Genomic DNA, 23,942 nt, shown 5'->3' with positions numbered 1-23,942 from the left:
CCAGCACCAGCTACCACGGGCCCGCACATGAGCGCCGGGCCTGGCGGCGGCAAGCACCGGCACATGCTCCGTCGGGAACATGTACCAGGACGGCCAGACTCCCGCCTGCAGGCCGGGCCGGCAATCCGGTTGGCGTACTGCGGCAGCCCCAAATGCATGTACTGCGCTGGTCCGCGCACAGGCACCGGCCAGGGTGCCTGGCAGACCGAGTATTCCGTCGGTAAAGGCTACGGGACCGACCGTTCCTGCTCAGGCCAGACCGCTGATCCGGTCGTCCTGCATGTCGATCCGCAGCGCCTGCGGTGACTTCGACAGCCCGGGCATGCGCATGATGCTGCCGGCCATGGCCACGATGAAGCCGGCGCCGGCGCAGGGAATCAGCCGCGTCACCGGCAGGCTGAAACCGTCCGGCGCACCGCGCCGCTTGGAATCGGCGGTAAAGGAAAACTGCGTTTTGGCCACGCACACCGGCAGGTGAGCCAGCCCCATGGCTTCGATACGCGCCAGGTCGCGCCGGGCGGCTTCGCTGAGCCGGACACCGCTGCCGCCATACACCTTCCGCACGATGGCATCGAGCTTGTCGGGCACGCTGTCGTCGTCGGCGTAGCTCAACTGCACCGGCGCATCCGGCGCCTGTGCGGCCGACAGCACGGCCCAAGCCAGTGCCTCGGCACCCACTCCGCCCCTGGCATGGCCGTCACACGGTGCAAAGGCTGCACCACGCTGGTGGCAGTATTCGGCCAGCATGGCGATTTCGTTGTCGCTGTCGTCGGCAAACCGGTTGAGCGCCACAACGACGCGCTGGCCGAAACCGGCCAGGTTGTCCAGATGGCGCCCGAGGTTGGCCAGCCCCTGCATCAGGGCTGCCGGCTGGGGCTGCCTGACGTCGGCCAGCTCGCAGCCGCCATGCCACTTGAGCGAAGCCAGCGTGGTGACCAGCACCACGGCAGCCGGCGCCAGCCCGGTCTGCCGGCTGACGATGTTGAAGAATTTTTCTGCGCCCAGATCCGAGCCGAAGCCGGCCTCGGTAATCGCCCAGTCCGCCACCGACAGGGCTGCACGGGTTGCCGCTACCGAGTTGCAGCCGTGCGCGATGTTGGCAAACGGTCCGCCGTGCACGAATGCGGCATTGCCTTCCAGCGACTGCACCAGGTTGGGTTTGACCGCGTCCCGCAACAGCGCCATGACGGCGCCGGTGCTGCCGAGTTCCCGGCCGGTCAGCGGCGTGCCGTCGGAGCGGAAGCCAAGGACCAGGGCATCCAGCCGGCGGCGCAGGTCGGCTTCGTCCTCCGCGAGGCACAGGACAGCCATGATTTCGGATGCTGCCGTGATGTCAAAGCCGGTTTCGGCAGGCACGCCATTGGCACCACCACCCAGTCCGGTCACGACCTGTCGCAAGGCGCGGTCGTTGACGTCGAGCACCCGGCGCCACAGCACTTCGGCCACCGGGGTTTCCGGCTGCTGGAAGCGCAGGTTGTCTATCAGTGCGGCAATCAGGTTGTTGGCGCTGGTGACGGCGTGAAAGTCGCCGGTGAAGTGCAGGTTGATGTCTTCCATCGGCAGCAGCTGGGCGTAACCGCCCCCCGTGGCGCACCCCTTGAGGCCGAAACACGGCCCCAGCGACGGTTCGCGCAGGGCCAGTGCGGCAGACTGCCCGAGGCGTTGCATGGCCTGCGCCAGGGCGATCGACACCGTGGTCTTGCCGCTGCCGGCCGGCGTGCCGCTGGTGGCGGTGACCAGGATCAGCCGGCCGCGGGGCCGGTCGGCACGCAGCGTGACCTTGGCCTTGGCACGGCCATAGGGCTCGTACTCGGCCGGATCCAGTCCGATCCGGCTGGCAAGGTCGGTAATGGGCAACAGGCTGGCACGCTGGGCAATGTCGAGGTCGGAAAGCATGGCTTGGCAGGAAAACCGGAATGGCAGAAACCGGGATTATCGCCAAAACCCGTCATGCCGGACGCGAATCGCGGACAGGAAAAACCCCGCCGCAATACGCAGGCGGGGTAAGGACAAACCCGTTTGGATCAGCGGGTTGCAACCTCGATGACAGCCCGGGCGGCCACTTCGGCACCGTTGCGCTTGAGTTCGAGGTGCAGCTTGCGGAACACGCCGGCCAGCCATGCCTGGTAGGGCCGGTCGGCCAGGGCGTTAAGCGCAGCCTGTGCCAGATTGGCGGCCGTGGCTTCATGTTGCAGCAGTTCCGGCACCACGAACCGGCCGGCCAGGATGTTGGGCAGCCCGACATAGGGCAGCCGCAGCTTTTTCTTGACGATGCGGTAAGTGGTACTGGAAATGCGGTAACTGATGACCATGGGCCGTTTGGCCAGGGCCACTTCCAGCGTGGCGGTGCCGCTGGCGGCCAGCACGAGATCGCTGGCAACCATGGCTTCACGCGCATGGCCGTACAGTACGCGGATCGGCAGTTCCTCCGCCCCGTGAATGCGGATCAGCTGGCGGAAGCGGTCCATGGTGGGCCGGGTGGCCATCGGCACGACAAACTGCGCATCAGGCAGTGCTGCCAGCAGGCGCCGGATGGTTTCGAGGAGCAGCGGCGTCATGTAGTCGACTTCGCTGACCCGGCTGCCGGGCAGCACGGCAAAGACCGGCCCTTCGCCCAGCTTGAGCAGGGCACGGGCAGCCGGCTGGTCGGGATCCAGCGCGAAGCCGTCGGCAAACGGGTGGCCGACGTAGGTAACCGGCACGCCGGCATCGCGATAGATCGCGGGCTCCATCGGGAACAGCGCCAGCATGTGGTCGACCGACTGGCGGATCTTGTGGATGCGCTCGCCGCGCCAGGCCCAGATCGAGGGGCTGACGTAATGGACGGTACGCACGCCGCGGCGCTTGAGCCGGGCTTCCAGCCCGAGGTTGAAGTCGGGCGCATCAATGCCGATGAACACGTGCGGCCGGTCGGCCAGCAGGGCGTCGATCAGTCCGGAGCGGATTTTCAGGAGCCTTGGCAGGCTCCTGATGACTTCGGCGTAGCCGCGCACGGCCAGCGCTTCCTGCGGGTACAGGCTCACCAGCCCTTCGCCCTGCATTTTCGGGCCGCCGATGCCGACAAACTCGATGTGCGGGCGCTGCTGCTTGAGAGCGGCCATCAGGGCCGCTCCCAGCCCGTCGCCGCTGGCTTCGCCAGCGACCAGGGCTACACGAAAGGTTCCGGGTCGGTGAAAGAGCGTCATGGTCTAGCGGATGATGCCGCGGGCGGATCGGGCAAAGAAGGCGTTGAAAAGGCCAAGCTCCGGCACACCGGCCGAAGCCTCGGCAATGGCAACCTTGGCCTCGTCCAGCGACAGGCCCTGACGGTAAAGCTGCTTGTAGGCGGTGCGGATGGCGCGGATGGCCTCCGGCGTGTAGCCACGGCGCTTGAGCCCTTCGCTGTTGATGCCGACCGGGCTGGCATGATTGCCGGCAGCCATCACGTAGGGCGGAACGTCCTGCACGATGATCGAGCCACCGGCCACCATGGCGTGGGCTCCGATGGTGCAGAACTGGTGCACGGCCGTCAGGCCGCCCAAGATCACGTAGTCACCCAGCGTGACATGCCCGGCCAGCGTGGCGTTGTTGGCCAGGATGCAGTGGCTGCCGACCTGGCAGTCGTGCGCCACGTGGGCATAGGCCATCACCCAGTTGTCGTCGCCCAGACGGGTGACGCCGACATCCTGCACGGTACCGGTGTTGAGGGTGACGCATTCACGGAAGGTGTTGCCGTTGCCGATTTCGAGCCGGGTCGGCTCGCCTGCATATTTTTTGTCCTGCGGCGCCTGTCCCACCGAGCAGAACGGGAAAAAAGTGTTCTGTTCGCCAATGGTGGTCAGCCCTTCGACCACCACATGGTGACCGATCTTGCTGCCGGCCCCGATACGGACGTCCGGGCCGACAACGGCATAGGCGCCCACCTCGACCGAACTGTCGAGTTCGGCCTTGGGATCGATGACAGCAGTGGGATGAATCGCCATCTTCAGATCTCCCGGCGGGCGCACATCAGGTCAGCCTCGCAGGCCAGTTCGCCATCGACGAAGGCCTTGGCGGCAAACTTGCCGATGCCGCGGGAAACCCGGAGCATTTCCACCTCGAACACCAGCGTGTCACCCGGAATCACCTGGCGCTTGAAGCGGGCATTGTCGATGCCGACGAAGAAGTAGAGCGCGTTTTCCTGGCGCACTTCGCCGTCGTGGGTCTTGATCGCCAGGATGCCGGCGGCCTGCGCCAGTGCCTCGATGATCAGCACGCCCGGCATGACCGGATACTGCTCAAAGTGCCCGACAAAAAACTGTTCGTTGGCCGTGACGTTCTTGATGGCCTTGATCCGCTTGCCCTCTTCGATTTCCAGCACCCGGTCCACCAGCAGGAAGGGGTAGCGGTGCGGCAGCATTTTCATGATGCCGCGGATATCGATCACGTTGGACACTTCGCTCATTTGCACTTCTCCGAATTTTTCAGTTCATCAAGTTCCCGCTCGAGCTCTTTCACGCGCGAGAACAGGCCGTCGAGCTGGCGCACGCGGGCGGCATTGGTCAGCCACTCCTTGTGCTCGGCCAGCGGATAGACAGCGGTATAGACCCCGGGCTTCCTGATGGACTTGGCCACCAGTGTCCCGCCGGAAATCTGCACTCGGTCACCGATGTCGAGGTGACCGGAAACCATGCCCGCCCCGCCGACGAGGCAATAGGCTCCCATGCGGGTGCTGCCGGCCACGCCGACGCAGGCCGCCATGGCCGTATGCCTGCCGATGTGGCAGTTGTGGGCAATGTGGATCAGGTTGTCGAGCCGGACGCCGTCCTCAATGACCGTATCGGCCAGCGCTCCCCGGTCAACCGTGGTATTGGCACCGATCTCGACGCTGTTGCCGATGATGACACGCCCGATCTGCGGGATTTTTTCCCAGTGATCGCCGGCAAAGGCATTGCCAAAGCCGTCGGCTCCGATCACGCATCCCGGATGCAGGATGCAGTGCTCTCCGACCACGCAATGATGCTCGACCACGGCGCGGGCATAAAGGATGGTAGCCGAGCCGATGCGGGCGCCTTCACCGACAAAGCTGCCGGCAGACAGGATCACCCCTTCGCCGATCACGGCATGATCACCGATCACGACGTGCGGGCCGACCTCGACCCCGGGTGCCAGGCTGGCACTCGGCGAGACAACGGCAGAGGGATGAATGCCCGGCCGGGCCGTCGGCAAGGGATGGAACAGGGTGGCCACCCGGGCGAAATACAGCTGCGGATCACGGCAGGCGATGTGGGTGGCGGCAAACTGCCCGGCCAGCGCGACCGGAACGATCAGGGCGCTGGCACTGCTGGCATGGCCGGCGGCGGCATGTTTTGCCGTAACGAAAGCGATGTCGCCCTCGCCGGCTGTTTCGAGTGCAGCCACCCGCTCGATCAGCAGCGAGCCTTCGCCGCACAGCTCGCCACCGAGCCGGTCAACAATGTCACCGAGAGTCAGGCCATTCATGGCAGAGTCCACACAAAAACGGGCGGCCTGCCGGTCATGGCCCGGATGGAGCCGATGACCCTCAGGCCGCACGGATTGAACACGCGCTTGTCTAGCGGTCAAGCGCCTTGATGATGCGGTCGGTCAGGTCGTACTTCGGGTTGATGTAGACCGCTTCCTGGACGATCAGGTCATAACCGTCCTGCTTGGCAATGTCGAGCACCACCGCATTGGCACGCTCCAGCACCGAGGCAAACTCCTCGTTGCGGCGTACGGTAAAGCTGTCGCGCAGCTCGCGGTTGCGGGCCTGGAAATCACGCTCGATCTGCACCAGCTCTTTTTCCCGCTGCCGGCGCTCGGCCTCTCCCAGCTTGCCGCCATCGAGGGCCTGCTTGACCTTGCGGGCCCGCTCGGCCATCTGCTTGAGTGCGTCTTCCTGCGGAGCAAACTCGGCCTCGAGCCGTTTCTGGGCGGCTACGGCGGGTGCGGCCTCACGATAGATGCGCTCGGTATTGATGTAGCCGAGTTTGACGTCGGCCATGGCTGGCAATGCCACCATCAAGGGAATCGCCAGCGCAAATACGCTCAATGCCCTCATGATCTGCTCTCCTTGCCTCAGAACACTGTTCCCAGCGTGAACTGGAAGCGCTGGATCTGGTCACCCTCTTCCTTCTTGAGCGGGTAGGCAAAACTGAATTTCATCGGTCCCAGCGGCGACAGCCACGACAGGGCGACACCGGTGGAGTAACGCAGGTTGTCCTGCCACGACAGCGGCTTGCCGTCGGCGGCAGTGGCGTAATCTCCTCCCCACAGGGTACCGGCGTCAACAAAGCCCGACATGCGCAGAGTCTTGTCGTCCTTCATGCCCGGGAACGGGAACAGCACTTCGGCATTGACGATGGCGCGACGGGTGGCACCGTAGGCATCGTTGAGTTCGTCGCGCGGACCGATCGAGCCGGTTTCAAAGCCGCGGACCGAGCCGATGCCACCGAGGTAGAAGTTCTGGAAGAACGGCACCGAGCTGGTGGAACCATACGACTGCACGGCACCGATTTCACCGTTCAGGGCCAGGGTAAAGGTCTTGGACAGCGGCCAGAAGAACTGCTGGCTGGCCACGATGCGCCCGTACTGGATGTCACTGCCCGGCAGCGCCACTTCGAGGTTGATGCGCGAGACACGGCCCTTGGTCGGCCACAGGAAGCTGTCGCGGGTATCACGACCCCAGCCCACCTTGGCAAGGTAGTTGAGGTTGTTGTCACCGAACTGGTTGACATAATCCTTGTAGCGCTGCGGGCTGCCGGCGAAGGTCTTGACCTTGACCTGCTCGACCCCGAGGCTGGTGTTGATGGTGTCGTATTCGGTAATCGGGAAGCCGAAGCGCACGGCAGCACCGGTGGTATCGGTCTGGTACTGGTACGTGTCGGTCTTGTTGGGCGAATAACGGCGGGTATAAAGGTCGTAGCCGATCGACACGCCATCATTGGTGAAGTACGGATCGGTGAACGACAGGTTCAGGTAGCGGTTGAGCTTGGAAGTATTGAACGACGCGCTCACGGCCTTGCCCGAACCGAAGAAGTTCGACTGCGAAATGCCGGCTGACAGGATCAGGCCTTCATCCTGCGCGTAACCGGCACCCAGCGTTACGTTGCCGGTCGGTTTTTCGGTCACCTTGAAGTTGACATCCACCTGGTCGGCCGTATCCGGCACGGCCGGGGTTTCGACGTTGACGTCGGTAAAGTAGCCCAGCAGGTCAAGGCGTTCCTTGGAGCGCTTGATCTTGGCTGCGTCATACCAGCCGGCTTCCATCTGGCGCATTTCGCGGCGGATCACTTCGTCACGGGTGCGGGTATTGCCGACGATGTTGATCTTGCGCACGTAGGTGCGGCGACCCGGATCGACAAAGAAGGTAAAGCCGACTTCGCCCTTTTCCTTGTCCACTTCCGGAACGGCATTGATGTTGGCAAAGGCGTAGCCTTCGGCTCCCAGACGGTCGGTGATGGCCGTCACGCTGTCGGTGATCTTGTCACGGGTGAACGTGTCGCCCTTCTTGACCACCAGGAGCGGCAGCAACTCGGCTTCCGGCACGATCATGTCGCCGGCCAGCCGGACGTCGCTGACGGTGTACTTCTTGCCTTCGGACACGTTCACGGTGATGAACATGTCTTCCTTGTCCGGGCTGATCGACACCTGGGTCGAATCGATGTTGAACTCGAAATAGCCCTGGTTAAGGTAGAACGCCCGCAGTTTTTCCAGGTCACCGGTCAGTTTCTGCCGCGAATACTGGTCGTCCTTGGTAAACCACGAGAACCAGCCCGGCGTGGCGAGCTGCATCTGCTCGCTCAGGTCGTCGGCGCTGAATGCCTGGTTGCCGACAAAGTCGATACGCTTGATGCGGGCAGCCGGGCCTTCGCTGATGTCGAGCGCCACGGCCACGCGGTTGCGGTCAAGCTTGGTGACGGTCGGCTTGATCTCCACCGAGTACTTGCCTTTGGTGAAGTACTGGCGCTTGAGTTCCTGCACCGCCTGGTCCAGCAGCGCCTGGTCGAAAATGCGGCTTTCTGCAAAGCCGTTTTCCTTCAGCGCCTTCTTGAGTTGGTCCTTGTCGAATTCCTTGGCACCGGTAATGGAGAGCTGTGCCACCACGGGACGTTCGTCCACGGACACGATCACCACGTCGCTTTCGGATTCGATGCGCACGTCGTCGAAAAACCCGGTGGCAAACAGCGCCTTGATGGCGTCCTGCGCACGGGTGTCGGTGAAGGTGTCGCCAACCTTGAGCGGCAGGTAGTTGAACACGGTGCCGGGTTCAGTGCGCTGCAAGCCCTCGACGCGGATATCACGGACCACAAAGGGCGTAGCTGCCAGGGACGGCAGCGCGGCCAAGCCGATGATGGCCGCGGCAAGGTTTGTCAATTTCATAGAGTGGCGGTTATCCCGCAAAAAGACGGGTAATGTCGTTGAAAAGGGCAAATGACATCAGGAGCAGCAAGGCTGCCAGCCCGATGCGTCGACCGATGTCCTGCACCTGCATGGACAAGGGGCGGCCACGAATGATTTCGGCCGCATAATACAGCAAATGCCCGCCATCCAGCAGAGGGATGGGCAAGAGATTGAGGATGCCCAGACTGATGCTGATCAGCGCCATGTAATCGACAAACGATTCCCAGCCCGCCCGGGCGCTCTTGCCGGCGAAATCGGCCATGGTGATCGGCCCGCTGATGTTGCTGGGCGAAACGGCCCCGGTCAGCATGCGTCCCATCATTTTCAGCGTCAGCGCCGAGGTCTGCCACGTCTGCGCCACCGCCATCCCGATTGCATCAACCGGCCCGACATGACGCACATAGCGCAAAGATTGCATCCAGTCGCGATCAGGCTGTGAGGCCAGCCCGATCTTCCATTCACCGGATGCTGCATCCTGCCGCGGCGTCAGGGTCACTGACTCGCGACCGCCGTCGCGGCGCTGCAATGTCACCTGTAACGGCCGGCCCTGGCTGGCCTGCACGGCCGCCACCATTTTTTCCCAGTCGCCATCCAGCGCCATGCCGTCCAGCGCCACCAGCCGGTCACCGACCTGGATGCCGGCCTGCTCGGCAGCACTCCCGGGCAACACGAATCCCGCCTCCGTCGTCGGCCGCGCCGGCGACACCCCGAACCCGGCCATGCCACGCTCAAGGCTGCCACCGTCGATCCGGCCGGCCGGCACCTGCAAGGTACGCGTCACGCCGCCGTCACTCACCTTGATGACCAGCGGTTCGCCACGGTCGGTCAGCGCTTCGACCAGAGCCAGCCGCAACTCCTGCCAGTCGTGCACCGGCTGGCCGTTGATGCTTTCCACCTCCTGCCCCGCCCGCAGGCCGGCTACGGCGGCCGGACTGCCCGGCACCACGCTGCCCACCCCAGGGCGCAAGCCTTCGGTACCGTTCAGCAACGTCACCCACACCAGCACCACTGCCAGCAGCAGGTTGGCTACCGGACCGGCCGCCACGATGGCCACCCGCCGCCACACCGTCTGCTGGTCAAACGCCCGGTGCATCTCGGTCGGCGCCACCTCGCCCTCACGGCTGTCGAGCATGCGCACATAACCGCCCAGCGGTACCGGCGCAATGGCCCACTCGGTCTCGCCCCGCTGCCATTTGACGATGGCCGGGCCAAAACCGATGGAAAAGCGCAACACCTTGACGCCCATGCGGCGCGCCACCCAGTAATGGCCGAACTCGTGAAACGTGACCAGCACCCCCAGGGCGAGCAGAAAAGCCAATACGGTCGTCACCATGGTCAAGATCCTTGCAGATTGTCGCCCAGCGCCTTGCGCAGGGCGGTCACGGCCTGTTCCGGCCGGTCCACCGGCAGGTTGTGCCCGGCAGCCGGTACCCTGATCAGCGGCACCCCCAGCCGTTGCGCCAGCCGCTCGCCGATCGCCAGCGGAAAGACGCGATCGCCCTCGCTCCACACCAGCCGCGTATCCGGCCAGCTCATTCCGGTATAGCGGGGAAGATAGCCGTCCATGTTGACCAGCAGGTCGTCCATCAGGCGGTAAAGCGCCGGCTCGCGCCCGGCCAGATAGGTTTCACGCACGTCGTCCAGAATCCAGTCCGGCACATCGTCGGTCTTGCTCGACACCATCCGCACCAGCCGGCGCATGCCGGCCGTGTCCTGCGGCACAAACAGGGCGGCCGGCGAAGCCGCATCTGCCCGTTGCAGCAGGGCCTGCAAGTCGGCCGGCGTGTAGACCGGACCGGGCGAATTGACGATCACCAGCCGGCTGACCACCTGCGGCAGGCGCCGCGCCAGCTCGACGGCCACAAATCCGCCATAGGAGATGCCCACCAGCTCGACCTGCCGGATGCCCCGGGCGGCCAGCAGGGCCTGCAAGGCATCGGCCTGCGCGTCCAGCGAAGGCGTGCGGCCCGACACCGAATCACCGAACCAGAGCAGGTCCGGCACCAGCACGCGGTGATCGCGGACCAGGTCCAGCATCGGTGCTTTCCAGCTTGCCAGACCATTGGCACCAAAGCCGTGGATCAGCAGCACGGCCGGCCCGCTACCCCCCTCGCGGTAGGCCAGCCGGCCATCCGGCAAGGCCAGTTCGGCCGGCTCGAAGCCGTGCCAGCGTGCTTCGGTCGCACCCCACAGGGCATGCAGGCGGGTGGGGGAACAGGCGGCCAGCATCAGGACCAGCCAGCTGGCCAGCACAAGGCGCCAGATTCGTGAAACGCTCATAGAGGGGCGGAATCTGCGTGGTTCAAACGGCGCGCAGTCTAGCATGCCGCACTGGCCGCACCATCTGCGGGCAGGCTGGCACACAGCGCCCGCAAGGCCGGCGATTGCCAGCCACGCCGCCAGACCAGCCAGGTCTGCATCGGTGCAGCTTCTGCCGGCAGATCATGCACCGCCAGCCCCAGGTGGGCACTGGCCGGATCATCCAGTACCGAACGCGGCAACAAGGCGATGCCCATGCCGGCCGCCACGCAGCCCAGGATGGCCTGGAACGACCGGAACTCCAGCACGGTTGCCGGCACGATGCCGCGGACACGGCACCAGTCCTCCAGCCGGTCGCGGTAGGCACAGCCAGCACCAAAGGTCAGCAGCACCGGTGCCACGGTCGCCTCGGCCAGCGACAGGCCGGCCTCGGCAATCAGGCACGGAGCCTCGCACCAGACCGGACAGCCCTCCAGCCCGGGCTCGGTCACCGGCCCGCAGACAAATGCCGCATCCAGCCGGTATTCCAGCACGGCACTGACGGCCTGGCGGGTCGGCAGTGTGTCGAGCACCAGCTGCACGGCCGGATGGCGCCGGTGAAAGGCCGGCAAGACCTGCGGCAGGCGGATGGCCGCCGTGGTTTCCATCGATCCCAGCCGCAATGTGCCGCCCGGCTCGTCGCCGCGCACCGCCGCGCGGGCTTCGTCTGCCAGGCTTTGCAGCCGGCGGGCGTAGCCCAGCAGGATTTCGCCCGCCGGCGTGATGAACAGCCGCCGCCGGTCGCGGCGGAACAGCTCAATACCCAGATCGTCTTCCAGCTGCCGCAGGCGGGCTGACACGTTGGACTGCACGCAGCACAGCTGCCCGGCGGCGGCCGTGACACTGCCGGTCTCGGCCACGATGCGGAACAGCCGCAGGCTGGCAAGGTCCATGACTCATCACTCCTGGAGATCGATTCAATCAATTTAAATCGTTTTTATTGAAAATGCATCACGCCTAAAGTGACCCTGTACCAGTCACCAGAAGGAGCAATTCATGCCAGGACGGTTCCGCCTGCCTGCCGGCCCGTACGGGCTGCTGACCCTGGCTGCCGCCATGGGGCTCGGGCGCTTTTTCTACACACCCCAGTTACCGCTGATGCTGGCCGAGGGGCGGATCAGCCTGCCGGATGCCTCAGGGCTGGCTTTTGCCAACTATCTTGGCTACCTCGCAGGCAGCCTGTGGCTGGCGCGGCGTGCCTTGCACGGCCCCCGGCAGCTCATGGCCGGACTGCGGACCGGACTGGTACTCAACGTGGCCGGACTGGCACTGCTGGCCTGTCCGTTGCCGGTCTGGCTCTGGGTACTGGCCCGCGGCGTATCGGGCATCGCCAGCGCCATGGTCATGGTCTGCCTTGCTGCCCTCCTGCTGCCACGGGCCGGTACCCGGACCCGCGGCCTGATCTATGCCGGCATCGGCTGCGGCATGGTTGCCGCCGGCGGACTGACCCATCTGTGGCCCGACAGCCTTCACAGCGGCTGGCTGGCCACAACCCTTGCCGCCCTGCTGGCCGGTCTGGTCTGGCAGCCGCCCCGGCGCGCACGTCCTGCCGTCCGGCCCGCCGCGACAGCATCGCCTCGCCCGGACACCAGCCTGGGCGCCCTGACTGCGCTGTACGGCCTTGCCGGACTGGGCTACATCATCGTCGCCACCTACCTGCCCACTCTGGCCCGCGACACGCTGGGGCCTGATGCAGACACCGGCCTGCTGTGGCTGGTGGCTGGTGCGGCCGCCATGCCCGCGCCGCTCCTGTGGGCCGGACTGGCCCGCCGGCTGGGCGATGCACCGGCACTGGCACTGAACCTTGCCTTGCAGGTCACGGCCACCGCTCTGCCCGCCTTCGCCTCCGGGCCGGCCCTGCTGGTTCTGGCAGCAGCCTGTCTCGGACTGGGATTTGCCGGTACGCCGGCCCTGGTCCTGCCGCTGGCCAGCCGGCTGCCGGTACGGGTGGGCTGGCAACCGGTAGCCGCCGTCACTGCGGCCTATGGCGTCGGCCAGTTATTGGGGCCGCTGCTGGCGGGCGTACTGCGCCAGACCAGCGGCAGCTTTGCCCTGCCAAGCCTGGTGGCCGCACTGGCCTTGCTGCCTGCACTGCTGTTCATCCCTGCCGCTACCGGCTACCGCTTGCCGGCACTCTTTGGCCGGGCAGCCATCCGGTCGCGCTAGCCTTTTCACCCTCCTGACCACCTGACCCGAAAGAAAGAACACCATGCCATTCATCAACATCCGCCTGACCCGCGAAGGTGCCACGCAAGAACAGAAAGCCCGGCTGATCGAAGGCGTGACCGATCTGGTCACCACGGTGCTGGGCAAGAACCGGGCAACCACCTTCGTGATCATCGACGAGGTCGAGACGGACAACTGGGGCATCGGCGGCGAGCCGGTCACGCAGATCCGCGCAAGGCAGAGCCAGACATCACAAGCCTGAAGCGGAAGCGGAAGCGGAAGCGGAAGCGGAAGCGGAAGCGGAAGCGGAAGCGGAAGCGGAAGCGGAAGCGGAAGCGGAAGCGGAAGCGGAAGCGGAAGCGGAAGCGGAAAACAGCATGAGGGACCGCTCCGGATTCCCGGCATGGTCAGCGACGAACGGTATCCCTATCATGCAGGGCTTTCATTGCTGGTCGCACTGCCATGTTGCTGAACGTCATCTGGGCCGGATTCATTCTGGTCGCGATCTTCACCACGCTGTTGCAGGTCGTGCTGTTCGGGGCCACCGACCTGCCGGCCCAGATGGTCAAATCACTGTTCGACACCTCGAAAACCGCGTTTGAAATCGCGCTGGGCCTGACCGGGGTGATGACGCTGTGGCTCGGCATCATGAAAGTGGGCGAGCGCGCCGGCCTGATCAACCTGATGGCGCGCGGGCTGGCCCCGCTGTTCCGCCGCCTGTTTCCCGGTGTGCCGGCCGGCCATCCGGCGCTGGGCAGCATGACCATGAACATCGCCGCCAACATGCTGGGGCTGGACAACGCCGCCACGCCGCTGGGGCTCAAGGCCATGCGCGAGTTGCAGACGCTCAATCCCGAGCCGGACACCGCCACTGACGCGCAGATCCTGTTTCTGGTCATCAACACGGCAGCGGTGACGCTGTTTCCCGTCACCATCATGGCCTACCGGGCGCAGATGGGTGCGGCCGATCCTTCGGACGTGTTCATCCCGCTGATCCTCGCCAGCTACATCGCCACCGTGTCGGGCGTGGCGCTGGTGGCGGCGATGCAGCGCCTGCGGATCTGGGACCCGGTGGTGCTGGCCTATCTTGGCGGGCTGGCGGCCGTGGTGGGCGGGCTGGCGTGGTGGTTTGCCGGCCTGTCGCCGGAGGCAATGCAGGCGCAGTCGCAGCTCTGGAGCAACGGCCTGCTGCTGGCCGTGGTGGCCGGTTTTCTGCTGGCAGCCATCCGGCGCGGCATCAATGTGTACGACAGCTTCATCGAAGGCGCCAAGGAAGGGTTCCAGGTAGCAGTCGGCATCATTCCCTATCTGGTGGCGATGCTGGTGGCGATTGCGCTGTTCCGCACCAGCGGCGCACTGGAACTGCTGATCGGCGGCCTGCGCAGCCTGGTGGCGGGCTGGGGCTTTGATGCCCGCTGGGTCGACGCCCTGCCCAACGGCATCATGAAATCACTGTCGGGCAGCGGCGCGCGGGCGGTGATGCTGGACACCATGCAGACCCACGGCGCCGACAGTTTTGTCGGCCGGCTGGTGTCGATCATCCAAGGGTCGAGCGAAACCACGTTCTACGTGCTGGCGGTGTACTTTGGCGCGGTGAACATCCGCCATACCCGCTATGCCGCCGGCTGCGGCCTGTTTGCCGATCTGGCGGGATTCGTGGCGGCGGTGGCGGTGGCCTACCTGTTCTTCGGGCAGGCAGCCTGAGGCAAAGCGGCGGGACAGCGTCTATGCTCAGCACATGACCCACGGCCAGGGACCGTCCCCGCGAGGAGATTTTCATGACCGCCATCACTGCCTGCCAATCGCTCGACAACCTGTGCCGGCACCTTGACGCCATCGACCGCCAGATCGTCACCCTGCTGGCGGAGCGCGGTGCCTATGTCCGGCAGACCAGCCGCTTCAATACGGAGCCGGCGGCACTGGCCGACCGGCAACGGCTGGCTCCGGCCATCAGCCGGGCGCGGGCACTGTCCCTGTCGGTCGGTGCCGATCCGGATACGACCGAGCGGGTCTACCTCGCCATGCTGGCGGCGTTCGGCACGGCCGACACGGCAGAATATCCGGCACTGGCCACCGGATAATTCCGGCACCACGCCGGATTTTTACCGGTTTCAGCCGTTGCCGGGCCGGGCGGTGGCGGCAATGCGGCGCGCGGGCTACTGTGTTTACTTGATAACAACAAGGAAACCCGTAACACCATGGCCGACACCCTGATCTTTTTTGCCAGCAAGGTGCTCTTTGTCATCGCCGCCCTGTTCCCGATCCTGAATCCTCCCGGCCACGCGCCCCTCTTTCTGTCCCTGACCGTCCACAACACGCCCGAAGAACGCGCCATCCTCGCCCGCAAGGTCGGGATCTACAGTTTCATGCTGTTGCTGCCGAGCATGTTCATCGGCAGTTATGTCCTGCGCATCTTCGACATCACCCTGCCCTTCGTGCAGGTGGGCGGCGGCATCCTGGTCGCCATTGCTGCGTGGGAAATGCTGGCCGACAAGCACGGCCCCAGTCCCGAAGAACAGGCCGAGCCCCACCAGCTGGACCAGAACGCCCTGTCCCAGCGTGCCTTTTACCCGATCACCTTTCCGATCACGGTCGGTCCCGGCTCGATCACGGTAGCGATCACTGTCGGCGCCAGCATGCAGGGCAAGGGACTGGAAAGCTTCACCCTGCTGCCGCTGGCCAGCTTTGTCGCCGTCAGCCTGATTGCCTACTCGCTGTACTGGAGCTACCGCTACGCCGACCGCCTGCTCAGGCTGCTCGGCCCCAACGGCACCATGGTGTTCCTGCGGCTGTCGGCCTTCATCCTGATGTGCCTGGGCGTGCAGATCTTCTGGGAGGGGCTGACCCAGCTCATCCTGCAATTCACCAGCGCGCACTTTGACATCGTGGTCCGGATGAAGTGACCTGCCGGCTCGGTTACACTAGCCGCATGAAGACCTATATCGTTGGCGGGGCGGTGCGTGACCGTCTTTTGGGCCTGCCGGTGCGCGACCGCGACTGGGTCGTGACAGGCGAAACACCGGAATCCATGCGCCGCCGGGGCTTTCGCCCGGTCGGGCGTGATTTTCCGGTGTTCCTGCATCCGGACACGCACGAGGAATACGCACTGGCGCGCACCGAGCGCAAGACCGCGCGCGGCTATCACGGCTTTTCGTTTCATGCCGCGCCGGACGTGACGCTGGAAGCCGATCTGGCCCGGCGCGACCTCACCATCAACGCCATGGCCGAGGACGAAAACGGTGAGCTGGTCGACCCGTTCAACGGCCGACAGGACCTGGCAGCCGGCATCCTGCGCCATGTGGGCGAAGCCTTTGTCGAAGACCCGGTACGCATCCTGCGCATTGCCCGCTTTGCTGCCCGCTTCGGCTTCACCGTCGCCGAAGACACGCAAAACCTGATGCGTTTCATGGTCGATGACGGCGAAGTGGACCATCTGGTGCCGGAACGGGTCTGGCAGGAACTGTCCAAGGGACTGATGGAAGCACAGCCATCGCGCTTTTTCACCGTCCTGCGCGACTGCGGTGCACTGGCGCGCATCCTGCCCGAAGTCGATGCCCTGTGGGGCGTGCCACAGCGTGCGGACTACCACCCCGAAGTGGATACCGGCGTGCATGCCATGCTGGTGCTGGACCAGTCGGCCCGGGACGGACTGGGGCTGGCGGCGCGCTTTGCCGCCCTGTGCCATGACCTTGGCAAAGCCCTGACACCGGCCGAACTGCTACCGCGCCACAGCGGACACGAAGGGCGTGGCGAAGCGCCGACCCGGGCCCTGTGCGAGCGCCTGCGCGTACCGGCGGAATGCCGCGACCTGGCGCTGCTGACCGTGCGTTTTCACTCGCACATCCACCGCATCCGCGAACTGCGTCCGGACACCGTGCTGCGGCTGCTGCGCGAGTGCGATGCCCTGCGCCGGCCGGCCCGGTTTGACGACCTGCTGGCGGTCTGCCGCTGCGATGCCCACGGCCGTCCCGGCCACGAGCAGGACGCCTATCCGCAGATTGCCATTGCCCGCCGCTACCTTGATGCCGCGCAGTCGGTCAACGCAGGCGACATTGCCCGGCAAACGCCGGACAAGTCCACCATCCCCTACCGGATTGACGCCGCCCGCCTGTGCGCCATCGAAGCCGCCAAACGGCAGATATCCTAGCCCAACCCCGTTTTCACCCGCACCGGATCACACTTCATGACCCCGTACATCCTGGGCCTGTTCGCCGGCCAGCCGGCACCTTTGGGCGGTGGCAGCCGCCTGTCCTCCATCGTCAAGCACCCGGTGGACCGGCTGACGCTGACCGCAACCGGCCCGCAGGAAGACCAGCAGGCAGACCTGACCGTGCACGGTGGCGTGGACAAGGCCGTCCACCTCTATCCGGTCGAACATTACGCGGTGCTGGCCCAGGCGTTTCCGGCCGCTGCTGCCGTGCTGGGCAGCGGCTTTCTGGGTGAAAACGTGTCGCTGGCCGGGCTGTGCGAAGACCGGCTGCGGCTGGGTGACCGCCTGGTCATCGGCGATGCCGTGCTGGAAGTCAGCCAGCCGCGCAGCCCGTGCTGGAAAATCGACAGCCGTACCGGCGAAAAAGGCGTGGCCGAACACATTGCCCGCCAGTACCTGACCGGCTGGTACTGCCGCGTGCTGCATCCGGCCGTCATCCGTGCCGACAGCCCGGTCTGCCATGAAACCGTGCACGCCGACTGGCCGACCCTGTTGCAACTGATGGCCCTGATGGCCGAGCACCGTCCCGAACCGGCCAGATTGCGGGCCGCAGCCGTTCCGGCCCTGACGCAATCGTGGCAGGACAAGCTGCACAAGCGTGCCGACTGGCTTGAACAGCAGGCCGGCTGAATCAGACAACGTCCCTTTCCCCAATCCTTGCCCGGAGCCTGTCCCGTATGCTGATGGTGGTTTCTCCTGCCAAATCCCTTGATTTTGAATCTCCCCTGCCGTCCGGCCTGCCGGCCACCCGTCCGCCGATGCTGGACGAATCAGCCCGGCTGGCCGACATCCTGCGCCAGATGGCACCGCAGGATATCGCTGGGCTGATGCAGGTCAGCGACAAGATTGCCGCCCTCAACGTGGCCCGCTTCGCCGAATGGCACGCCAACTACAGTGCACCGCAGGCACGGCAGGCTGTCTTTGCCTTCAACGGCGACGTCTACGAAGGACTGGACGCCGCCTCGCTGGACCGGACCGGCCTTGACTGGCTGCAACCGCGCCTGAACATCCTCTCCGGCCTCTACGGACTGCTGCGTCCGCTGGACCTGATGCTGCCCTACCGGCTGGAAATGGGAACCAGGCTGGCCAACCCGCGCGGCAAGGACCTGTACGCTTTCTGGGGAGAGCGCATCACCACCGAGCTGAATGCCCGCCTGCAACAGGACGGCAGCCAGGTGCTGGTCAACCTTGCCAGCGACGAATATTTCCGGTCGGTCAAACCCGCGCAGCTGGCCGCCACGGTATGGACACCGGTCTTCCGCGACAGCAAGGCCGGCGGTCCCTACAAGATCGTGAGCTTCTGGGCCAAGCGGGCCCGCGGCCTGATGGTGCGCTGGATGGCCGAGCAGCGCATCGAATCACCGGACGACCTGCGTGCCTTTGATGTCGAGGGCTACCGCTTCAACCCGGCTGCCAGCAACGGCACGACGCTGGTGTTCCTGCGCGACCACTGAGCCACCCGGAACCTGACGGCCCGTTGCGCCAGATGGCTGAGGCCAACCGGCCCCGGGGCCGCTCCGGCCATCCAAGGTGGCCACCCGTTCTGCACGACAGATACTGACCGGCAAACAAGCAGGAGTGGCCACAGCCGGGGCCATGATCCGCCACGCACCCGCATCGTCCGGAAAACCCCGGGCGAACCAGACATGGCACAGGGTCAAAAGCAGGATTGCCTGACAGACCGGTCTCCCGGGACATGCAGCACCGGCCGCAGCAGCGTCCTGCTGCATGCGCGAAGCTGGAGCAGAAGCCGGCCCAACACCTTGGGCCGGCTTTCTGCATGAGCCGGCAAAGCGGTCATCCGGGCCTTCGCGGCACCAGCCGCCTCTTGTGTCTGGCCGCAATGCCCGGAGCCGTTTCCTTATTGCGGGCTGGCGACAGCATCTTCATGCGTTTCGCGCCGGGCAAAAAAAGCCTCTACATGCGTCTGCATGGCCTGGGTCAGGGTGTCTTCACCAAAGATCACCGTCGCATTGCACTGCTGTTGCAGCTCTTGCCAGTCGGCCTCACTGGCGGCCTGCAACAGCAGGTCGATGTCCGGATTCAGCGTCAGCGCCGTATCCACCATCGCCGGCACTGCGGCCGGATTGTCGCTGGCAACCACCAGCATGGCGGCATGCATGATGTGCGCCTGCACCAGCACGTCCGGCTCGGCAGCATCTCCGCAAACCGCCTTGATGCCGCGCTCGCGCAGCCGGTCCACCCGCTCGCGGTTCTGCTCGACCACCACGAACGGAATCTGCCGCGCCAGCATGCTGGCTGCCAGCGCCTCGCCAATGCGGCCGTAGCCCACCAGTACCACCTGCCCTTGCAGGTAATGGTGCTCGGTATCGTGCGGCAGCTCGGCATACGGGTCAGGGCGCGCGTCCAGCCGCCGCGCCAGCGCCGAGCGGGCCAGCAGCCAGCGGCTCAGCGGCGGCACCGATGCAAACACCACCGGATTGAGGGCAATCGAGATCAGGGCACCGGCCACGATCAGGCTTTGCCCTTCCGGCGGCAGCAGGCCGAGGCTGAGCCCCAGCCCCGCCAAGATGAAGGAAAACTCGCCGATCTGCGCGAGGCTGGCCGAAATGGTCAGCGCCGTACGCAAGGGATAGCGGAACGCCACCACCAGCACGGCAGCGGCCAGCGACTTGCACAGGATGATGATGGCCACCACGCCCAGCACGTGCAGCGGCATCTTGATCAGGATGGAAGGCTCGAACAGCATGCCGACAGCCACGAAGAACAGCACGGCAAAGGCATCGCGCAAAGGCAGTGACTCGCTGGCAGCCCGGTGGCTCAGGCGGGATTCGCGCAGCACCATGCCGGCAAAGAATGCCCCCAGCGCAAACGACACGCCAAATAGTTCGGCCGCCCCGTAGGCGATACCGATGGCGGCGGTAATCACCGACAGGGTGAACAGCTCGCGCGAGCCGGTGCGGGCCACCTGCCAGATCAGCCACGGCAGGATGCGCCGCCCCACCAGCAGCATCAGCCCGATGAACAGCGACACCTGCAACAGGGTCTTGCCGATGGTCCACCACAGCGAGCCGCCCGGAGCCGCCGCCTCGCCGCCGCCCAGCAGGCCGGCCAAGGGCGGCAGCAGCACCAGCACCAGCACCGTGGCTAGGTCTTCCATCACCAGCCAGCCCACGGCAATGCGCCCGTTCATGGACGCCAGAATGCCGCGCGCCTCCAGCGCCTTCAGCAACACCACGGTACTGGCACACGAGAGCGATACGCCAAACACCAGTGCCGCGCCCAGGCTCCAGCCCCACCAGCTGGCCAGCAGGGCTCCCAGCACGGTGGCCACGCCCATCTGCACCACGGCCCCGGGGATGGCAATGCGCTTGACGGACAGCAGGTCGTCCAGCGAAAAGTGCAACCCGACCCCGAACATCAGCAACATGACGCCGATTTCGGACAATTGCGCGGCCAGATGCACGTCACCGACAAACCCCGGTGTGGTCGGTGCAATCACGATGCCGGCAAACAGGTATCCCACCAGCGCCGGTATACGGAACCGTTCAGCCAGAAAGCCGAATACCAGAGCCAGGCCAAAGCCGGCCGCAATCGTCGAAATCAGGGGAAAGTTATGTTCCATGCATGTCCAAGAGAAGAAAGTAGCTTGTCAAAAGCGTTTTACCTGCCACAAAGTGACTTTTTTCACTTAACACCAGGTTAAAAGTACCAGTCTTTCGTGGATTGCACCGATAAAAAACCTCCCGCTGCGGGGAGGTTTGTACCGGTGCAACCATCACGGTTCAGCCACTGATCAGGTTCGACAGCGGCAGGTAGTCGACCGGATCTCCGGCTTTCACGGACTGTCCGGGAGCCAGCCGGACCAGACCGTCGGCCCACGCGCAGGAGGTCAGCACGCCGGACCCCTGCTGCGGATAGATTTCGACGGCAAACCGCCCTTCTTCATGGCTCAGGCGGGCGCGCAGGAATTCGGTACGCTTGCTGTCCGGCTGCTGCCAGTCAAAGCGGGCCGGCAGCTGCACGGACAGCATCGGTGCCCGGCCGTCCAGCCCCATGCGCTCACGCAGGAACGGCGCCACCAGCGTCGCCAGCGTCACGAATCCGGAAACCGGGTTGCCCGGCAGCCCGATGAAATCGGCCTCGCCAATGGCCCCGAAGGCAAACGGCTTGCCCGGCTTGATCGCCAGCCGCCACAAATCCAGCCGGCCTTCGCGTTCGACGGCGGTTTTGACATGGTCTTCTTCCCCGACCGACACCCCGCCGCAGGTCATCACCACGTCGGCCGACCCGGCAGCATCTGCCAGCGCCAGACGGGTGGCGGCGAGGCTGTCGGGGATGGTGGCCAGATCGCGGACTTCGCAGCCCATCTGCGTCAGGATGCCGCGCAGCCAGTATCGGTTGGAGTTGTAGATACGGCCGGGGAACAGGGTTTCGCCCGGTTCGGTCAGCTCGTCGCCGGTAAAGAACACCGCCACGCGCAGCGGGCGCAGCACTTCGACTTCCGGCTGGCCGACCGAAGCGATCAGCCCGATGTCGGCCGGCTTGAGCCGGCTGCCGGCTGCCACCACCACCGTGCCGGCGGCAATGTCCTCGCCGGCGCGGCGGATGTTCTGTCCGGCCCTGGGGGCGCTGGCCACCAGCACGCAATCGCCCTCCTGCCGGCACTGCTCCTGCATCACCACGCAGTCGGCACCGGCGGGAACCGGGGCCCCGGTGAAAATGCGGGCGGCGGTACCCGGTTGCAGCGGTTGCGGCTGGGTGCCGGCCGGTACGCGCTGGCTGACGGGCAGCGTCTTGCCCTCGGCCCAGTCGGCGACCCGCAGGGCAAAGCCGTCCATGGCGCTGTTGTCCTGCGGCGGCACGGCCAGACGCGACACCACGTCACGCGCCAGTATCCGCCCGCGGGCACGCACCAGCGGCAGCACCTCGGTTTCGGTCAGCCGGCGGGCCCGGTCAAGCAACCAGGTGCGGGCATCGTCGAACGGAAGCAGGGCAGGAGTAGTCAAGAGAGATACCTTTCGCAGAGAAAGGCGACGACGCTGTCGACGTCATCGCGATGAAAACGGGGCAAAGCGTCTGCCAGACCGGCTGGCTGGTCGGCCACCACGGCCACTACCCGCGCGTCGTCCGGTGCCAGCCGCGGCCGGTCGAGCGCCGAATTGACGACTTCGATCTTGTCGATGGCTTCGTGCTTGAATCCTTCAACGATCACCAGGTCACACGGAGCCAGCCGGGCCAGATGGCCCGAGAGCGGTGCGTCGTTGGCCTCCGGCACCTGTTCGATCAGCATGCGCTGCCGGGGTGTCACCAGCATGACGGCTGCCGCACCGGCTTCACGGTGCCGCCAGCTGTCACGGCCGGGCGTGTCGAAATCGGCATCGTGGTGCGTGTGCTTGATCACGGCCACCCTGATCCCGCGTGCGGTCAATCGGCTGACCACGCGCTCCAGCAGCGTGGTCTTGCCACTGCCGGAGTAGCCGGCAAAACCTATGACGTTCACGTTAAGTTCCTTGCAGAAGCCTTGACGATTCTCGGCCAAAACCCGTCCGGGCGGCAACCTGCGAATGCAGCAGCCTGCCGGTTGCGTCAAGGGGTCGATCCCATTAGGCTCGATCCGTTGCCTGGCCGCTTGCCGGGTCCGTTTTCCGCCAGCCAGGTGAATTCCATGCAACTTTCCCGTCGTCTGGACCATATTGCCCCGTTTCATGTCATGGCCATCCTTGAGCGGGCCCGCGCCCTCGAAGCGGCCGGTCATGACGTCATCCATCTTGAAATCGGCGAACCGGACTTTCCCACTCCGGAACCTGTCCAGCAGGCCGCTGCCGCTGCCATGGCCGCACAGCGCACTTTTTACACGCCGGCCCTGGGCCTGCCGGAATTGCGCGAGGCCATCGCCGGCTGGTATGCCAGCCATTACGGCGTGACGGTGGAGGCCTCCCGCATCGCCGTCACGCCCGGAGCCAGCGGAGCACTGCTGCTGGCCCTGTCTGCCCTGTGCGAATCCGGCCGCTCGGTGTTGTTGCCCGACCCGACCTATCCGTGCAACCGGCATCTGGTCAGCCTGACGGGCGCCGAGCCGGTCGGCATTGCCGTGGATGCCGGCACCCGTTACCAGCTGTCGGCGCAGCATGTCGACGCGCACTGGCGGGCGGACACGGTTGCCGCCATGATCGCTTCGCCCTCCAACCCGACCGGCACCCTGATCACGCCGCCGGCCCTGGCCGAGCTGCATGAGGCCGTCCGCCGGCATGGCGGCACGCTGATCGTGGACGAGATTTACCACGGCCTGACCTACGGTGTGGATGCCCCCACGGCCCTGGCGTTGGGGGACGACATCGTGGTGATCAACAGCTTCTCCAAATACTTCCAGATGACCGGCTGGCGGCTGGGCTGGCTGGTGATGCCGCCGGCACTGGCCGAAGCGGTGGAGCGCCTGGCCCAGAACGTCTTTCTGGCGCCCCCCACGCTGGCACAGTACGCCGCACTGGCGGCATTCCGGCCGGAGACCCTGACCGTGCTGGAACAGCGGCGGGCTGAATTCCGGCGCCGGCGCGACACGCTGATGTCCTTGCTGGCCCCGCTGGGCTTTGCCTTTGCCACCGAACCGGACGGCGCTTTCTATCTGTACGCCGACGTATCGGCGCTGACCGACGACAGTTTTGCCTTCTGTGAACGCCTGCTGGCGCAGGCGCATGTCGCCATTACGCCGGGACGCGACTTCGGCAGTCATGAGCCGGAACGGTACGTGCGGATTGCCTACACCACCGACTGCCGGCGACTGGCGGAAGCCGCCGGACGCATCGCCGGCGTGCTGCGAACCTAGGGGATGTCACGGACTTGTCATGTTGCGTTGATCAAACTGTCACCTCCGGCTGGCATGTTCTAGACTGTTTGATACGCCCAGAGCGTCAATCACAACAACGAA

22 protein-coding genes are annotated in these 23,942 nt (G+C 65.5%); 9 read left to right on the top strand and 13 right to left on the bottom strand.

Annotation, left to right across the window (positions count from 1 at the left end; all coding sequences use genetic code 11):
• Positions 1–249: 249 nt before the first annotated feature.
• From G542_RS0101720 to G542_RS0101675, 10 genes are all read right to left on the bottom strand, one after another.
• Positions 250–1,896, bottom strand: coding sequence for a formate--tetrahydrofolate ligase (locus G542_RS0101720; RefSeq protein WP_012697747.1), 1,647 nt, complete (start codon positions 1,894–1,896; stop codon positions 250–252).
• Positions 1,897–2,024: 128 nt separating this feature from the next.
• On the bottom strand, positions 2,025–3,185 hold the full coding sequence (gene lpxB / locus G542_RS0101715) for a lipid-A-disaccharide synthase (RefSeq protein ID WP_027823212.1): 1,161 nt from the start codon (positions 3,183–3,185) through the stop codon (positions 2,025–2,027).
• Positions 3,186–3,188: 3 nt separating this feature from the next.
• The gene (gene lpxA, locus G542_RS0101710) at positions 3,189–3,962 is read right to left on the bottom strand and encodes an acyl-ACP--UDP-N-acetylglucosamine O-acyltransferase (protein ID WP_027823211.1); all 774 of its coding nucleotides are present in this window, start codon (positions 3,960–3,962) and stop codon (positions 3,189–3,191) included.
• 2 nt (positions 3,963–3,964) lie between these two features.
• The gene (gene fabZ, locus G542_RS0101705; protein ID WP_012697750.1) at positions 3,965–4,423 is read right to left on the bottom strand and encodes a 3-hydroxyacyl-ACP dehydratase FabZ; all 459 of its coding nucleotides are present in this window, start codon (positions 4,421–4,423) and stop codon (positions 3,965–3,967) included.
• Complete coding sequence (lpxD, locus tag G542_RS0101700) at positions 4,420–5,460, bottom strand: UDP-3-O-(3-hydroxymyristoyl)glucosamine N-acyltransferase (protein WP_027823210.1); 1,041 nt, start codon at positions 5,458–5,460, stop codon at positions 4,420–4,422. The genes fabZ and lpxD overlap by 4 nt, the downstream gene beginning before the upstream one ends.
• Positions 5,461–5,551: 91 nt before the next feature.
• Positions 5,552–6,037, bottom strand: coding sequence for an OmpH/Skp family outer membrane protein (locus G542_RS0101695; protein WP_012697752.1), 486 nt, complete (start codon positions 6,035–6,037; stop codon positions 5,552–5,554).
• Between the two features lie 17 nt (positions 6,038–6,054).
• Positions 6,055–8,358 (bottom strand): outer membrane protein assembly factor BamA, encoded by a 2,304-nt coding sequence (gene bamA, locus G542_RS0101690; RefSeq protein WP_012697753.1) that lies wholly within the window; start codon positions 8,356–8,358, stop codon positions 6,055–6,057.
• 10 nt (positions 8,359–8,368) lie between these two features.
• Complete coding sequence (rseP, locus tag G542_RS0101685) at positions 8,369–9,712, bottom strand: RIP metalloprotease RseP (RefSeq protein WP_034984833.1); 1,344 nt, start codon at positions 9,710–9,712, stop codon at positions 8,369–8,371.
• Positions 9,713–9,714: 2 nt separating this feature from the next.
• The gene (locus tag G542_RS0101680) at positions 9,715–10,659 is read right to left on the bottom strand and encodes an alpha/beta fold hydrolase (protein WP_162142318.1); all 945 of its coding nucleotides are present in this window, start codon (positions 10,657–10,659) and stop codon (positions 9,715–9,717) included.
• A gap of 38 nt (positions 10,660–10,697) precedes the next feature.
• Complete coding sequence (locus G542_RS0101675) at positions 10,698–11,570, bottom strand: LysR family transcriptional regulator (RefSeq protein WP_012697756.1); 873 nt, start codon at positions 11,568–11,570, stop codon at positions 10,698–10,700.
• Between the two features lie 103 nt (positions 11,571–11,673).
• Here G542_RS0101675 and G542_RS15620 point away from each other — a divergent pair, with 103 nt between their 5' ends.
• From G542_RS15620 to yaaA, 8 genes are all read left to right on the top strand, one after another.
• On the top strand, positions 11,674–12,843 hold the full coding sequence (locus G542_RS15620) for a YbfB/YjiJ family MFS transporter (protein WP_051189852.1): 1,170 nt from the start codon (positions 11,674–11,676) through the stop codon (positions 12,841–12,843).
• A gap of 43 nt (positions 12,844–12,886) precedes the next feature.
• On the top strand, positions 12,887–13,105 hold the full coding sequence (locus G542_RS0101665) for a tautomerase family protein (RefSeq protein ID WP_027823207.1): 219 nt from the start codon (positions 12,887–12,889) through the stop codon (positions 13,103–13,105).
• A gap of 200 nt (positions 13,106–13,305) precedes the next feature.
• The gene (locus G542_RS0101660) at positions 13,306–14,547 is read left to right on the top strand and encodes a spore maturation protein (RefSeq protein WP_155826578.1); all 1,242 of its coding nucleotides are present in this window, start codon (positions 13,306–13,308) and stop codon (positions 14,545–14,547) included.
• A gap of 74 nt (positions 14,548–14,621) precedes the next feature.
• Positions 14,622–14,924 carry a chorismate mutase gene (locus G542_RS0101655; protein WP_027823205.1) on the top strand — a complete coding sequence of 101 codons (303 nt, stop codon included), beginning with the start codon at positions 14,622–14,624 and terminating at the stop codon, positions 14,922–14,924.
• 117 nt (positions 14,925–15,041) lie between these two features.
• A complete protein-coding gene (locus G542_RS0101650; protein WP_012697762.1) occupies positions 15,042–15,746 on the top strand; it encodes a MarC family protein in 705 nt (234 codons plus the stop codon).
• Positions 15,747–15,772: 26 nt separating this feature from the next.
• On the top strand, positions 15,773–16,990 hold the full coding sequence (locus G542_RS0101645) for a multifunctional CCA addition/repair protein (RefSeq protein WP_027823204.1): 1,218 nt from the start codon (positions 15,773–15,775) through the stop codon (positions 16,988–16,990).
• Between the two features lie 36 nt (positions 16,991–17,026).
• A complete protein-coding gene (locus G542_RS0101640) occupies positions 17,027–17,683 on the top strand; it encodes an MOSC domain-containing protein (RefSeq protein WP_027823203.1) in 657 nt (218 codons plus the stop codon).
• Between the two features lie 47 nt (positions 17,684–17,730).
• Entirely contained in the window at positions 17,731–18,507 is a 777-nt protein-coding gene (gene yaaA, locus G542_RS0101635) for a peroxide stress protein YaaA (RefSeq protein WP_027823202.1), read from the top strand.
• 407 nt (positions 18,508–18,914) lie between these two features.
• Here the strand turns inward: yaaA and G542_RS15610 are convergent, their stop codons facing one another.
• The 3 genes from G542_RS15610 to mobB form a co-directional block, all read right to left on the bottom strand.
• The gene (locus tag G542_RS15610) at positions 18,915–20,639 is read right to left on the bottom strand and encodes a cation:proton antiporter domain-containing protein (RefSeq protein ID WP_012697766.1); all 1,725 of its coding nucleotides are present in this window, start codon (positions 20,637–20,639) and stop codon (positions 18,915–18,917) included.
• Between the two features lie 160 nt (positions 20,640–20,799).
• Positions 20,800–22,023: a molybdopterin molybdotransferase MoeA gene (locus G542_RS0101625; protein ID WP_081666706.1), complete on the bottom strand. Its 1,224-nt coding sequence runs from the start codon at positions 22,021–22,023 to the stop codon at positions 20,800–20,802.
• Entirely contained in the window at positions 22,020–22,517 is a 498-nt protein-coding gene (gene mobB, locus G542_RS0101620) for a molybdopterin-guanine dinucleotide biosynthesis protein B (RefSeq protein WP_027823200.1), read from the bottom strand. The genes G542_RS0101625 and mobB overlap by 4 nt, the downstream gene beginning before the upstream one ends.
• Positions 22,518–22,682: 165 nt before the next feature.
• On the opposite strand from mobB, the gene G542_RS0101615 reads away from it, so the two are divergent.
• Positions 22,683–23,840: a pyridoxal phosphate-dependent aminotransferase gene (locus G542_RS0101615; protein ID WP_027823199.1), complete on the top strand. Its 1,158-nt coding sequence runs from the start codon at positions 22,683–22,685 to the stop codon at positions 23,838–23,840.
• Positions 23,841–23,942 lie beyond the last annotated feature (102 nt).

The organism is Laribacter hongkongensis DSM 14985, assembly GCF_000423285.1.
GTDB classification, from domain to species: domain Bacteria; phylum Pseudomonadota; class Gammaproteobacteria; order Burkholderiales; family Aquaspirillaceae; genus Laribacter; species Laribacter hongkongensis.
The sequence above is the reverse complement of the archived record's forward strand: the minus strand, read 5'-3'. Positions and strand labels throughout refer to the sequence as shown.